We start from the raw sequence: 13,189 nt of genomic DNA, 5'->3' as shown, positions 1-13,189 counted from the left end.
GTAACGGGGTGCGCCGGTGACCGAACCGTCGCTGTGCCGCGCGGTCAGGTGTGCCACGCCGACGCTCGCGCACCTGGTGATGAGCTTCGCCGTGCTGCTGCTCGCGGTGGCCGTCTCCATCGTCTGACCGGTCCTCAGCGGCCTCTCAGGTCGGTCGGGAGACGATCACGGCGTGTCCACCGTGAAGCCGCCGACCATGCCGACCATGCCGGCGCTCGCCCGCGCGCTGCCGAAGGTCGAGGACGAGATCCGGGAGCTGGCGACGTCGTCGTCGCTGCCGATCGTGAACAGCCACGCGGGCCGCATCACGGCGGCCGGCGGCAAGCGGCTGCGCTCGGTGCTGATCCTGGCCGGCTCGCTGGCCGTGTCCGGCGGGATCACCGACCGGGCCGTCACCGCCGCCGCGTGCGTCGAGCTGCTGCACGCCGGCTCGCTCGTGCACGACGACCTGATGGACGACGCCGAGCAGCGGCGCGGCGTGCGCACCGTCAACGCGGACTGGGGCACCGGCCCGGCCGTGCTGGTCGGCGACTTCATGCTGGCCCGCGCCAGCCAGGCCGCGCTGGACCGGATCTCGCCGTTCGCCGCGAGCCTGCTCGCCAAGGCGGTGACCGACCTGGTCGAGGGCCAGGTGCTGGAGGTCGTGGACCTCTACGACCCGCACCGCGCGCCGGAGAGCGCCCTGCGGTCCATCGAGCTGAAGACCGGCGCGCTGTTCGAGGTCGGCTGCGTGCTGGCCGCGCACTGCGCCGACGCCGACGAGGCGACCACCGCCGCCATGGCCCGGTTCGGCGCGCTGTTCGGGCTGATGTTCCAGGTCCTGGACGACCTGCTCGACCTGGCGTCCACCGCGCAGCGGCTCGGCAAGCCCGTCGGCAACGACATCCGCCAGGGCGTCTACACGTTCCCGCTGCTCAAGGCCCTCACCGACGACCAGCGCGCGCTGCTCGCCGAACGGGGCCGCGAGCTGACCGACGCCGAGGTGACCCGGCTGCTGGTCGAGCTGCGGCAGACCAGCCTGGTCGCCGACACGCTCGCGCACTGCACGTCGCTGGCCGCCCAGGCCGTGCGCGCCCTGCCGGACCTGCCCGACTCCGACGCGCTGGGCATCCTGCGCGAACTGCCGGCCGCCTACCTGGACTGGGCCGCCTCCCAGCTGGGGTAGGCCGCAGGTCGCCTAGACTCGCGGCGATGACCAGCCAGGATCCCGGCCGGGCGCTGCTGCGCCACCACGGCGACGTCGACGCCGCGCCCGGACTCGCCGACTTCGCGGTCAACGTGCGGGCGCCCGCGCCGCCCGCGTGGCTGCGCGACCGGCTGGTCGCCGCGCTCGACTCCCTCGGCGCCTACCCGGCCGCCGCCGCCGACGACCGGGCCCGCGCCGCCGTCGCCGCGCGGCACGGCCGCTCCGCCGACGAGGTGCTGGTGCTCAACGGCGCCGCCGAGGGCTTCGCGCTGCTGCCGGACCTGCGCCCCGCGCTGGCCGCCGTGGTGCACCCGTCGTTCACCGAGCCGGAGGTGGCGCTGCGGGACGCGGGCGTGCCGGTGCGCCGGGTGCTGCTGCGGCCGGAGGACGGCTACGCGCTGCGGCCCGACCTGGTGCCCGACGAGGCCGACCTGGTGGTGCTCGGCAACCCGACCAACCCGACGTCCGTGCTGCACCCGGCGGACGTCGTCGCCTCGCTGAGCCGGCCCGGCCGGGTGCTGGTGGTGGACGAGGCGTTCGCCGACACCGTCCCCGGCGAGCCGGGGTCGCTGGCCGGCCGCGCCGACGTGCCCGGCCTGCTGGTGCTGCGCAGCCTGACCAAGACCTGGGGCCTGGCCGGACTGCGCGCGGGCTACCTGCTCGGCGCGCCGGAGCTGCTGGCCCGGCTCGCGCTGCGCCGCCCGCCGTGGCCGGTGGGCAGCCTGGTGCTGGAGGCCGTCGCGGCGTGCTGCGAGCCGGCGGCCGTCGCGGAGGCGGACGAGCTGGCCCGTGCGGCGCGCGAGCACACCGCGCACGCCGTCGCGCGGCTCGGCGACCTGGTCGTCGTGCCGCCCGACGCGCCGTTCGCGCTGCTGCGCGTGCCGGACGGCGTACGGGTGCGGCAGGCGTTGCGGGACAAGGGGATCGCGGTCCGGCGCGCCGACACGTTCCCCGGCCTGACCCCCGACCACCTCCGGGTCGCGGTCCGCGCGCCCGAGGAGTTCGACGTGCTGGTGGACGCGCTGCGAGTCGCCTTGGAGGAGCTGTGACCACGCTCGGGGACGTGCTGGCGGTCCTGGAGGCGGCCTACCCGCCCGCGACCGCCGAGTCCTGGGACGCCGTCGGCCTGGTCTGCGGCGACCGCGCCGAACCGGTGTCCAGGGCGCTGTTCTGCGTCGACCCGGTCGAGTCCACAGTGGACGAGGCCCTGGCGGTGGGCGCGCAACTGCTGGTGGCGCACCACCCGCTGATGCTGCGCGGCGTCACCGGCGTGCCCGCCGACGACCCGAAGGGCGCGCTGGTGCACCGGCTCATCCGCAACGGCGTCGCGCTCTACACCGCGCACACCAACGCAGACGTGGCCAACCCCGGCGTCTCGGACGCCCTCGCCGAGGCCATCGGCCTGCGCGTCACCGGCCCGCTCGTCCCCTCGCCCGACGACCCCGCGACCGGCGCCGGCCGCATCGGCGAGCTGGACCGGCCCGAACCGCTGCGCGAGTTCGCCGACCGCGTCGCCGCCGCACTGCCCGCCACCGCGTGGGGCGTGCGCGCGGCGGGCGACCCGGACCGCCCGGTCCGCCGGGTCGCGGTGTGCGGCGGCGCGGGCGACAGCTACCTGGCCGCCGCCACGAGCGCGGGCGTCGACGCCTACGTCACCGCGGACCTGCGCCACCACCCGGCGGGCGAGCACCTGGCCGCCGGCGGACCCGCTCTGGTCGACGTGGCGCACTGGGCCAGCGAGCAACCCTGGTGCGGCCAGGCGGCGCACGTCGTGCGCGCCGCGCTCGGCGGTACCGTCGAAGTCCTCGTCTCGACCCGCCGGACCGACCCGTGGACCGTCGGCGCGACGAGCCGAACAGGAGGATCCCAGTGAAAGCCGATCCCGCCGTGCAGCGCAGGCTGCTCGACCTCGCGCAGGTCGACGCCGAACTGTCGCGCGTCACCCATCGGCGCCGCACGCTGCCCGAGATCGCGGAGATCGCCGAGGCGGAGAAGCAGGTCCGCGCCAAGCAGGACGCGCTGACCACGATCGAGACGACCCTGGGCGACCTGGACCGCGAGGTCAAGCGGCAGGAGACCGAGATCGACCAGGTCCGCGCCCGCGAGGAGCGCGACCGCAAGCTGCTCCAGGGCGGCTCCGTCGGCGCCAAGCAGCTCACCGACCTGGAGCACGAATTGGCCACCCTCGGCCGCCGGCGCGGCGCGCTGGAGGACGACCTGCTGGAGCTGATGGAACGCCGGGAGGCCGTCGAGGCCGACATCCAGCACGCCCGGGTCGCGCTGGACAAGGCGCAGGAGGCCCTGTCGGACGCGGCCCGCCGCCGGGACAGCGCGCTGGCCGACCTGGAGTCGACCGAGACCAAGCGCACCGCCGACCGCTCGCAGCTGACCGGCCAGTTCCCCCAGCCGCTGCTGGCGCTCTACGACCGGGTGCGCGCGCACAAGGGCATCGGCGCGGCGCTGCTGCAGTCGCGGCGCTGCGGCGCGTGCCGGATCGAGCTGGACCGCAACGCGTTCGCCAAGGTCAAGGATTCGGCGGCGGACGAGGTCGTGCAGTGCGACGAGTGCGGCGCGGTCATGGTGCGCACCGGGGAATCGGGGCTGTGAGGGTCGTCGTCGAGGCCGACGGCGGCTCGCGCGGCAACCCCGGGCCCGCCGGGTACGGCGCCGTCGTGCTGGACGGGTCCGGCGCGGTGCTGGCCGAGCGGGCCGAGGGCATCGGCGTCGCCACCAACAACGTCGCCGAGTACCAGGGGCTCATCGCGGGGCTGCGCGCGGCGGCCGACGTCGGCGCGTCCGAGGTGGCCGTGCGGATGGACTCCAAGCTCGTGGTCGAGCAGATGGCCGGCCGGTGGAAGGTCAAGCACCCGTCCATGCAGCCGCTGGCCGCGCAGGCCCGCGAGCTGGCGCGGGCGTTCGACCGGGTGAGCTACGAGTGGATCCCGCGCGAGCGCAACCAGCGCGCCGACCGGCTGGCGAACCGGGCGATGGACGACCAGGCGGGGCTGCCCCGGCAGGAGGCGGAACCGGAGCCGCAGCAGCCGGACGCGGCGATCACGTCACCGGCGTCGTGGACCGGCGCGGTCGGCGAGCCGACCCGGCTGTACCTGCTGCGGCACGGGCAGACCGAGCTGTCGGTGGCCCGCCGGTACTCCGGGCGCGGCAACCCGCCGCTGACCGAGGTCGGCCGCGGCCAGGTCGAGGCCGCAGCCCGCCGGTTGGCCAAGGTCGAGGGCCTGACCGCGGTGGTGGCGTCGCCGCTGGCCCGCGCGCAGGAGACGGCGCGGGCCGTCGCCGCGGCCACCGGCGTCGACCTGACGTCGGACGACGACCTGGTCGAGACCGACTTCGGCGGCTGGGAGGGGCTGACCTTCACCGAGGCCGCCGAGCGCGACCCCGACGCGCACCGGCGGTGGCTCGGCGACCCGTCCGTGCCGACGCCCGGCGGCGAGAGCTTCGACCAGGTGCACCACCGGGTGCGGCGGGCGCGCAACGCGATCGTCGCCCGGCACGGGGGCGCGAACGTGGTCGTGGTCAGCCACGTGACGCCGATCAAGGCGCTGCTGCGGATGGCGCTGGACGTCGGCCCGAACCTGCTGTTCCGGCTGCACCTGGACCTCGCGTCGCTGTCGGTGGTCGAGTTCTACCCGGACGGCCACGCCTCCGTCCGGCTGGTCAACGACACCTCGCACCTGGGCTAGCCGGCGGGCCGCAGGCGGGCGCGGTCCCGGCGGGAGCGGGCGTCCTCGACGGCCGAGGCGAACCGGTCCACCGCGCCGCGGACCGCCTCGGCCGCCCTCGGCGCGAAGGTCCCGCCGCCGGTGCCCGGGTCGATGTCCCGGTCGAGCAGGAATTCACCGCGCAGCACCGAGTCCGCGCCTTTCCCGGCGAGCAGCGGGTTCAACGCGTAGTCCATCGCGACCACGAAACCCTGGCTGCCGCCGGTGGCCAGGGGCAGGATCACCCGGCCGCGCAGCGCTTTCTTCGGCAGCAGGTCCAGCAGCGCTTTCACCAGCCCGCTGTACGCCGCCCGGTAGACCGGGCTGACGACCACGATGCCGTCCGCGCGCAGCACGGCGGCGACCGCCTCGCCGACCTGCGGGTCCCGCAGGTCCTCGGTGAGCAGCGACAACGCGGGCAGCTGCCGGACGTGCAGGGTGCGCACCCCGTGCCCGGCCTCGTGCAGCAGCCGTTCGACGCGCGTGACGACGACACCGGCGTGCGAGGTCGGTGACGGGCCGCCGGAAATCACCAGAATGGAGGACATGGTTCGCTGACGCCTTTCACTGGAAATGCTCGGGGTCCGAGGTAAAAGGTCAGCGACAACAGATCGCGGCGGCGGTGCGGCCGAAGTCGACGTGCCGGCGGCGGGTGAGTCCCCCGATTCCTGCCATGGTGGCGAGTAGAGCACCGGGACCGCGCCGCGACAACGTTCCCGGGACCTGTTTCCACCGACTGGGAACCCGCCGGTACCCTGGTGCCCGCGGATGAGTCGGCAGGGCGGCCGCGTCGACGGGTTCACCCCCGTCGCCGAGGAAAGTCCGGACTCCACAGGGCAGGGTGGTTGTCAACGGCAACCAGGGGCGACCCTCGGGACAGTGCCACAGAGAACAGACCGCCTCGGCGCGAGCCGGGGTAAGGGTGAAACGGTGGTGTAAGAGACCACCAGCGCCGCCGGTGACGGCAGCGGCTAGGTAAACCCCACCCGGAGCAAGGCCAAGAGGGCGCCTCAGGGCGCCTGCGCAGGCGTTCGAGGGCTGCCCGCCCGATGCCTGCGGGTAGGCCGCAAGAGCCTGTCGGCAACGGCAGGCCGAGATGGATGGCCGCCGAACGGGACCGCCGCGAGGCGCCCGGGAACAGAATCCGGCTTACACGCCGGCTCATCCGCCCCTCTTCGCCGTGACGGCGCACTCGCCCGCCTGTACATCCCTGGTGCGCCGACGGCGTTACCGGAATGGGGCCGTTCGAGTGGTTCTCGGTATCAACCCCGGCCGACGCGAGTCCTCTTCGCAGACCGCGCCGCTGGACGACTGCTCCTGGAACAGGGGACCGGTCGGCCGGACACCCTTCAGAACAGCGGCTTCCGGCGCATCTCCGGTTGGAGTGACGCCGCGCGTGGGTCGAGGGGGTCCCTTCCGCACCTGGGGGTCGGAAGGGGCCCTCTCGCGTTGCCCGGCAGTCGGCCCGGGGATCGGGCGCGGAGGTCAGGCGCGGCGGGAGGGGCGGCCGGGTGGCATCCGGAAGACCGGGCGGAACGCCTCGCCGCCGTTGTAGCGGCGCTCCAGCTCGGCCACGTACGCCTCGACGGCCGGGTTGACGATGTCGGCCAGGCTGCGCACGCCCGCGTCCGCCTCGTACGCCGCCAGGTACGTCGCCGCCGCCCGGGCCCGTTCCAGCACGTCCTGGTCGAAGTTGACGGTCCGCTGCACCCGCCGCCCCGCCGGCCGGTCCGCACCGGTAATCTGATCTTCGCCCGAAACGGTCACGGAGACGGTGATTTCGTTCACTCCGGTGGCTGGTTCGGGCGCGGCCTCGGGCGGCTGGGTCATCGGCGAGCCTCCTCGGCGTCATCACTCCGCTGTGCGGACCGTTCGGGTGTCCGGCGCTCGGCCGGTCGGGGGAGTCGAAGTGGCCGGCGGCTGAGGGGCCGGAAGTCGCGCACACGGTGCGTGACCAGGGTGTTCGCAGGTGGGTGAAGTATCCCGGCAATCGGGAGAATCCCGGGACGTCGGTTCTCCACCGGCCTCCCCCGAACCATGATGTCTGTGGTCAGATTAGACGTAATCGACTGCCAGGGGAACGGTTATTGATCTACCCACCGCCAGCCGCTCGCCACCCCTCGTGACGAAGACGTGTTCTACTCGATAGCGCACCAACCGGACGGGCACCCCTCGGCCCGCCCGGCGAAGTCCTGCGTACTCAGGAGTACGAGATGACCGCCATGACCCTGGTAACACTCGCCCAGGAACAGCCCAACCTGGGCACAGGTGGGTTGCGCCAGTGGATGCTCGACAACTTGGTCCCCCTCCTCTTGCTGACAGTCGCCGTCCTGCTGCTCTGGCTCGGTGGCGGCAAGGGCGACAACGCCGGGGTCATGCGCCGCCTGGGCGGCGTCATCATCGCGCTGGCGATCATCGGACTGGCCGTCGGCGGCAACGCGGGCGCCATCGGTTCGTGGATCGCCGGCCTGTTCACCGGCGGGTGACCCTTGCGGGTACGCACTGACGACGAGGTCTACCGGGTCGACGCCGTCTGGCTCGGCCCGCCCAAAGCGACTTTCCCGTGGCGTGCCCGATACGTCGCGTGGGGTGTCGGCATCGTGGTGTTCTTGCTGGTCACCGCTGTCCAGCGGCAGGTCGGCTTCGGGTTCGACTTCATCAACACCGGCTGGGGCTTCGTGATCACGGTCGCCCTGACCAGGTTCATCTGCGCGCGGATCAGCCACGAGCGCCCGCTGTCGTCGGTCACGACGATGTGGGTGCGCGAGCTGACCGCGCCGCGGGAGACCACCTCGGGCCGGGGCGGCGCGGCCAGCGCCGCCCGGATCCGGGTCAACCCGAACCGGCCGCGCAAACGTCCCAAGAAGGGCGCGGGCAGCGCCGGCGCCGCCACCCGGTCCCAGCAGCGCAAGCAAGACCGCCGTCAGAAGGAGGTGCGCGGTGTTCGGACGCCGGCGTGACCGTGACCGACGCTCCGCTGCGCACGTGGCCCAGCACGCCGCCGCGGCGCGCGACGACCGCAAGGTCTACAGCAAGCGCGGTCGGCGCCTGCCGGGCGAGCAGGCCGTGCCGAGCTACACACCGTCGATCGCCGCCCGCAGCATCGACGGCCACCTGCTGCGCACCGGCCAGGAGGTCTACGCCTGGTACCGGCTCGCGCCGCAGCGCTGGTCGTTCCGGTCGGACTCGCAGCGCCAGGACCTGATCGCCGCCATCGCGGGCCAGTACGCCGAGCTGCAGGGCCGCTGGATGCACCTGCGCGTGACGACCCGCCCGTACCCGATCCGGATGTGGGCCGAGGCGCACGTGCACAACGCCGTGCGCCGGCTGCCGGACGCGCCCGGCACGCTGAGCTTCGACGACTACATGGTCGGCGAGCAGCAGCAGCTGATGGGCCGGTCGATGGCCGAGAAGGAGGTCTACCTCGGCGTCCAGGTGCAGACCCGCAACATGATGGACCGCGCGGTCGAGCGCGCCGCCCCCGTGCTGCGGAAGGTGTTCCCGGACGCGGTGGACGCCGAGCTGGTCGCGATCGAGTCCGAGATCGACCACCTCGACCAGGTGATCGGCTCGGCCGGCCTGGAGGGCCGCCCGGCGACGGCCGAGGAGATGTCCTGGCTGATGCACCGGTCGTGCTCGCTGGGCCTGCCCGCGCCGCGCAACCTGCCCGCCGTGCCCGGCGCGCCGTGGGAGCCGGAGGACCTGGCCAGCTTCACCGACGCGGCCGACTTCCACCAGGAGCCGTACTCGCCGACGGTCACCGTGCGCGGCCGGACCGGCTCGAACGCGGGCGTCAAGCGGCACGTCGCGGTGCTCACCGTCGGTCTGATGCACGGCCTGCAGATCCCCGAGGTGGACGACCCGTGGGTGCAGCGCTCGGACCGGCTGCCCGCCGCCGTCGAGTGGTCGGCGCGGATCTACGTCCGGCGCCCCGAAGAGGTCTCCGGCGAGCTGCAGCGGCAGATGAGCAAGGTGCGCTCGCAGGTGCGGCACTACACCGACGAGCACGAGCTGGACCCGCCGCAGTCGCTGGCCCGCCAGGCGTCCCGGGTGCTGGAGATCGACGACGAGATGACGTCGGGCTTCACCGCCCTGGGCACCAGGGTGCGCAGCTGGTGGCGGCTCGCGGTGTCCGGCCCGACCGAGCGCGAGGCGCTGCGGCTGGCCCAGGGCCTGCTCGACCTCTACAAGCCGAAGGTGGCCATCGAGCACCCCGAGGCGCAGTACGCGATCGCCCGCGAGTTCATCCCGGGCGAGCCGCTGTCGTCGTCGGCCTACCTGCGCCGCGGCTCGGTGCTGTGGGCGGCCTCGGCCGTCCCGACCGCCACCGCCGAGGTCGGCGACCGGCGCGGCATCCTGCTGGGCGAGACGGTGACCGCGACCCGCCGGCCGGTGGCGTGGGACCCGTGGATGGCGCAGGAGCTGCGCGACTCGTCCGGCCTGACCGCGATGGTCGCGGGCCTGGGCGCGGGCAAGTCGTTCCTGGGCGGCGGCATCGTCTACAAGACGTTGCGCTCCGGGGCGCACTGGACGCTGCTCGACCCGTCCGGCCCGCTGGCCGCGCTGTGCGAGCTGCCCGAGCTGAAGCCGTACGCGCGGCCGATCAACCTGCTCAACGCGCAGGCGGGCATCCTCAACCCGTACCGGGTGGTGGCCGAGCCGCAGCTGGACCACTTCATGGACGAGGAGGACCCGGAGCGGGCCTGGCGGCGGGAACGCGCGCTGGCCGCCGCCACCCGCCGTCGCCTGGTGCTCGACGTGCTGTCCGGCCTGCTGCCGTTCGAGGTGGCCAGGCTGCCGCAGACCCGGATCGTGCTGCTGCGCGCGGTCCGCACGGTCGGCGGCCGGCCCGACGCGCACCCCGGCATGGTGTTCGAGGCGCTGCGGCGGGACGCGAGCGAGCACCACGAGCACGCGGTCGTCGTCGCCGACTTCCTGGACGAGATGCGGGAGCGCATGTCGCTGCTCATCCCCGAGCAGGACGCGGACCCGTACAACGAGGCGCGGGACGACCGGCTGACCGTGCTGACCATGGCCGGGCTGAACCTGCCGAAGGACGGCGTCGGGCGCGAGCACTGGACCGACGCGGAAGCGCTCGGCGTCGAGATGCTGAACCTGGCGGCGTGGCTGACCCAGAGGTCGATCTACGAGCGGCCGAAGGACCTGCGCAAGGGCGTCTGGATCGACGAGGCGTTCTTCCTGTCCGAGGTGCCGACCGGTCGCGTGCTGATGAACCGGTTCGCCCGCGACTCCCGCAAGTGGAACGTGCGGGTGCTGCTGTCGTCGCAGATCCCGGCGGACTTCCTGAAGATCCAGGGCTTCGTCGCCCTGCTCGACTCGGTGTTCGTCGGCAGGCTGGACGACGACGACGCCCAGGCGGACGCGCTGCGCCTGCTCAAGGTCCCGGTCGGGGCCGGCTACGAGCAGGTCGTCGCGTCACTGGGCCGGCGTCCCGGCGTGGTGCAGAACAACGTCGAACGCGACCGCGCGCCGCGCCAGTTCATCTTCGGCGACGGCGCGGGCGGCGTGGAGCGCATCCGCATCGACTTCTCCGGGCCGCACCTGGAGCACCTGCGCAACGCCCTGGACACCACCCCGGACGCCATGCGCGACGGCGGGGAGTCGGCCGAGGTGGAGGTCTCGTCGCCACCCCAGGACCCGTTCGCCTACGCGGAGCAGTACACCGACGAGTACGACGACGAACTGGCCGCCGACCTGGAAGTCGGCCTGGCCGACGAACTGGTCGACTCGGCGCACGGTGAGGGAGGAAACCGCCGACCGGGCCGGGAAGGTGCGGCATGAGCACCCTCGTCCTGGTGGCACTGGTCGCCGTCGCGCTCTACGCGCGACGGCGCTTCAGACGGGCGCAGGACCACGCCCGCACCCCGGGCCGCGCCCGGTGGCGGGCGATGGTCGTGGTGGTGGCGATCACCGGTCTCCAGGTCGTCATCGGCGCCGCTCCCGCCCAGGCCGCGCCCTGCGGTGAGGCGCCCAACCCGGAACGGCCCGGGTCGGGCATGGTCGGCGCGATCGACCCGCCGATCGGCAACGGGCTGCCGAACACGCCCTACCTGACCTACGGGTACGCGGGCATGATCTGGCACACCTACCAGGAGAAGTGCCTGGTGCCCAACGCCACCCCGGTGCTCGACACCTGGATGGGCAACGAGCTGTTCAACGTCGGCAAGAACATCGTCGGCGCGACGAACGCCCTGCACTACACGGTCGTGGGCCAGGGCCTGCTGCAGCCGCTGGACGAGGCGGTGAAGGAAGGCGTCCAGCGCGTCTACGACAACGTCTACCTGCGCTGGTTCGGCCTGGTCGCGCTGATCCTGGCGGTCTTCATGTTCCGCCAGATCTGGCAGGGCGACCTGGCCGCGATCAGCAAGCGGGGGCTGTGGGCGCTGGCCGCGATGTGGCTGGCGACGTCCACCCTGGCGCTGCCCCAGTTCTACGACCTGCTGGACAACACGCTGGTCACCAAGACGTCGGAGATCCAGGCGGGCTTCATCAGCGTCGAGGAGGGCCAGGACCAGCTGGACGTGCTGCCGTCGAGGCTGCACGACTCGGTGGTGTACCAGAGCTGGCTGCGCGGTGAGTTCGGGTCGCCCGACGCGCCGCAGGCGACCGAGTTCGGCCCGCAGCTGCTGGCCGCGCAGGCGTGGAGCGTGCAGGAGCTGGCCGAGCACAAGGACGGCGACCAGACCGCGCTCAACGCGAAGAAGGCCCAGTTCGACAGCATCTACAAGCAGCTGGGCCCGACCCAGGGCTACTTCACCGGCGACGACGGCGGCCGCACCGGCGCCGGGTTCCTGTCGCTGCTGCAAGCCGTCGCGTTCTCGCTGTTCCAGCTGTTCGCGAAGGCCGCCGTGCTGCTGGCGCAGCTGCTGCTCCGGGTGCTCACGCTGGCCGGCCCGCTGATCGGCCTGGTCGCGCTGATCCACCACGACCTGCTGCGCAAGGTCGCCCGCGCGGCCGCGGTGACGGTGTTCAACGTGCTGGTGCTCGCGGTGCTGGCGGGCACGCACGCGCTGCTGCTCCAGGCGATCTTCAACGCGACCGGGCTGACGCTGCTGACCAAGGCGCTGCTGGGGCTGATGCTCACGCTCGTCTGCTTCATGGTGGGCAAGCCGCTGCGCCGGATGTGGCAGATGGTCGAGATGTCGGTCGGCTCGGCCAGCAACGCCCTGCCCATGCGCGGCGGCGTGCTGTCCAGGCTGCGCAAGAAGAAGGAAGGCCCCTCGCCCCAGGAGGAGTTCTGGGACACCGTGCGCGACTCCGACCCCGACGGCCCCGAGGTGCCGCAGCGGGACCGGCGGCGGGTGCGGCCCGAGGCGGCCAACCCGGTGGTCGCCACCGCGCAGCGGTTGGACCGGAACGGGAACAGCGAGGTCGGCGGGGGCAGTGCGGCGCCGGCGCTGCCCGCCGGGTACGGCGGTGCGGCGGCGTTGCCGGTCGCGCGGTCCAGGGTGGTCGACGCGCCGCCCGTCGCCGACCGGAACTACGACCGGTTGGACGACGCGGTGCTGGTGCCCTCACGGGTGAGCGGGAGCGGTCGGGTGCTGGACGCGCCCTCGGTCCCCGGGCCGCGGCGGGCGGGGACCGAGGTGGTGGCGGGACGGCAGGTGCACGTGATCTACCGGCCGTCACGCGGGCTTGAGGTCAGGGACAGCTGATGCCGATTCGGACCAATCGTGGCCGGGTGGCCGTGTACCGACGCCTGTGGGGGTGGCCGCTGCGCTCGCCGCGGCACCTGATGGGCACGATCATCGCGGTGATCGCGCTGATCACCACGATCAGCGTGGTGGTGCCGAGCGCGATCGACCCGAAGCGCGGCGGTGGCACGGCGGGCACCACGTCGGTCGTCCCGACCGGCGGCAGCGGCGGCAACCAGGTCGGCGTGCTGCCCAGCACGACGTCCACCCCGTTGCCGACCAAGGCGCCGAGCCCCACCGCCGCGCTCACCTCCGCCCCGGTGAACCCGAACACGCAGCTGGTCGCGGACATGTGGGTGGACGCGTTCAGCTCGTTCGAGCCGGGCAAGACCACCAAGGCCCAGTGGCTGGCCGGGCTGGAGCCCTACACGGCGGACGAGAAGTTCCCTCAGTTGGAGTCGGTCGACCCGGTGCAGGTGCCCGCGGTGGTCGACAAGGCGGTCAAGCCGATCAAGTCGTTCACCGATTCGGCGGAGTTCGAAGCGGAGCTGGAGGACGGCAGGCTGATCGTCACGGTGGCGAAGCTGCCGGAGGGTTGGGTCGTGACCGACTGGGCCAAGGTGGGGTGA

12 protein-coding genes and 1 other RNA gene are annotated in these 13,189 nt (G+C 73.3%); 11 read left to right on the top strand and 2 right to left on the bottom strand.

The window, feature by feature from the left end:
• Positions 1 to 172: 172 nt before the first annotated feature.
• Genes AB0F89_RS02335 through AB0F89_RS02315 form a run of 5 tightly spaced genes read left to right on the top strand, consistent with a single transcriptional unit; the run spans position 173 to position 4,887 of the window.
• On the top strand, positions 173 to 1,165 hold the full coding sequence (locus AB0F89_RS02335) for a polyprenyl synthetase family protein (RefSeq protein WP_367132065.1): 993 nt from the start codon (positions 173 to 175) through the stop codon (positions 1,163 to 1,165).
• 26 nt (positions 1,166 to 1,191) lie between these two features.
• Positions 1,192 to 2,235: an Rv2231c family pyridoxal phosphate-dependent protein CobC gene (gene cobC / locus AB0F89_RS02330; RefSeq protein WP_367132063.1), complete on the top strand. Its 1,044-nt coding sequence runs from the start codon at positions 1,192 to 1,194 to the stop codon at positions 2,233 to 2,235.
• A complete protein-coding gene (locus AB0F89_RS02325; protein WP_367132062.1) occupies positions 2,232 to 3,059 on the top strand; it encodes a Nif3-like dinuclear metal center hexameric protein in 828 nt (275 codons plus the stop codon). Before cobC ends, AB0F89_RS02325 begins: the two co-directional genes overlap by 4 nt.
• The gene (locus AB0F89_RS02320; protein WP_367132060.1) at positions 3,056 to 3,793 is read left to right on the top strand and encodes a zinc ribbon domain-containing protein; all 738 of its coding nucleotides are present in this window, start codon (positions 3,056 to 3,058) and stop codon (positions 3,791 to 3,793) included. Before AB0F89_RS02325 ends, AB0F89_RS02320 begins: the two co-directional genes overlap by 4 nt.
• Positions 3,790 to 4,887, top strand: coding sequence for a bifunctional RNase H/acid phosphatase (locus AB0F89_RS02315; protein ID WP_367132058.1), 1,098 nt, complete (start codon positions 3,790 to 3,792; stop codon positions 4,885 to 4,887). Before AB0F89_RS02320 ends, AB0F89_RS02315 begins: the two co-directional genes overlap by 4 nt.
• Here the strand turns inward: AB0F89_RS02315 and AB0F89_RS02310 are convergent.
• The gene (locus AB0F89_RS02310; RefSeq protein ID WP_367132057.1) at positions 4,884 to 5,453 is read right to left on the bottom strand and encodes an NAD(P)H-dependent oxidoreductase; all 570 of its coding nucleotides are present in this window, start codon (positions 5,451 to 5,453) and stop codon (positions 4,884 to 4,886) included. The genes AB0F89_RS02315 and AB0F89_RS02310 overlap by 4 nt on opposite strands.
• 221 nt (positions 5,454 to 5,674) lie before the next feature.
• On the opposite strand from AB0F89_RS02310, the gene rnpB reads away from it, so the two are divergent.
• Positions 5,675 to 6,073: RNase P RNA component class A (rnpB, locus tag AB0F89_RS02305), an RNA gene on the top strand.
• 317 nt (positions 6,074 to 6,390) lie between these two features.
• Here the strand turns inward: rnpB and AB0F89_RS02300 are convergent.
• Positions 6,391 to 6,615, bottom strand: a complete 225-nt coding sequence (locus AB0F89_RS02300) for a hypothetical protein (RefSeq protein WP_367132055.1) — start codon at positions 6,613 to 6,615, stop codon at positions 6,391 to 6,393.
• A gap of 503 nt (positions 6,616 to 7,118) precedes the next feature.
• Between AB0F89_RS02300 and AB0F89_RS02295 the strand changes: the two genes are divergently transcribed.
• From AB0F89_RS02295 to AB0F89_RS02275, 5 genes are read left to right on the top strand one after another with little or no spacing between them, the layout of a single operon-like run.
• Positions 7,119 to 7,391, top strand: coding sequence for a hypothetical protein (locus tag AB0F89_RS02295; RefSeq protein ID WP_367132053.1), 273 nt, complete (start codon positions 7,119 to 7,121; stop codon positions 7,389 to 7,391).
• 3 nt (positions 7,392 to 7,394) lie between these two features.
• Positions 7,395 to 7,865, top strand: coding sequence for a hypothetical protein (locus tag AB0F89_RS02290; protein ID WP_367132051.1), 471 nt, complete (start codon positions 7,395 to 7,397; stop codon positions 7,863 to 7,865).
• Between the two features lie 25 nt (positions 7,866 to 7,890).
• A complete protein-coding gene (locus tag AB0F89_RS02285) occupies positions 7,891 to 10,707 on the top strand; it encodes an ATP-binding protein (protein ID WP_367132049.1) in 2,817 nt (938 codons plus the stop codon).
• Positions 10,704 to 12,581, top strand: coding sequence for a hypothetical protein (locus tag AB0F89_RS02280; protein WP_367132047.1), 1,878 nt, complete (start codon positions 10,704 to 10,706; stop codon positions 12,579 to 12,581). The genes AB0F89_RS02285 and AB0F89_RS02280 overlap by 4 nt, the downstream gene beginning before the upstream one ends.
• Positions 12,581 to 13,189 (top strand): hypothetical protein, encoded by a 609-nt coding sequence (locus AB0F89_RS02275; protein ID WP_367132045.1) that lies wholly within the window; start codon positions 12,581 to 12,583, stop codon positions 13,187 to 13,189. Before AB0F89_RS02280 ends, AB0F89_RS02275 begins: the two co-directional genes overlap by 1 nt.

The sequence above is a fragment of the Saccharothrix sp. HUAS TT1 genome (assembly GCF_040744945.1).
In the GTDB taxonomy this organism is placed as follows: Bacteria; Actinomycetota; Actinomycetes; order Mycobacteriales; family Pseudonocardiaceae; genus Actinosynnema.
This window is presented reverse-complemented; position numbering and strand designations above follow the sequence as displayed.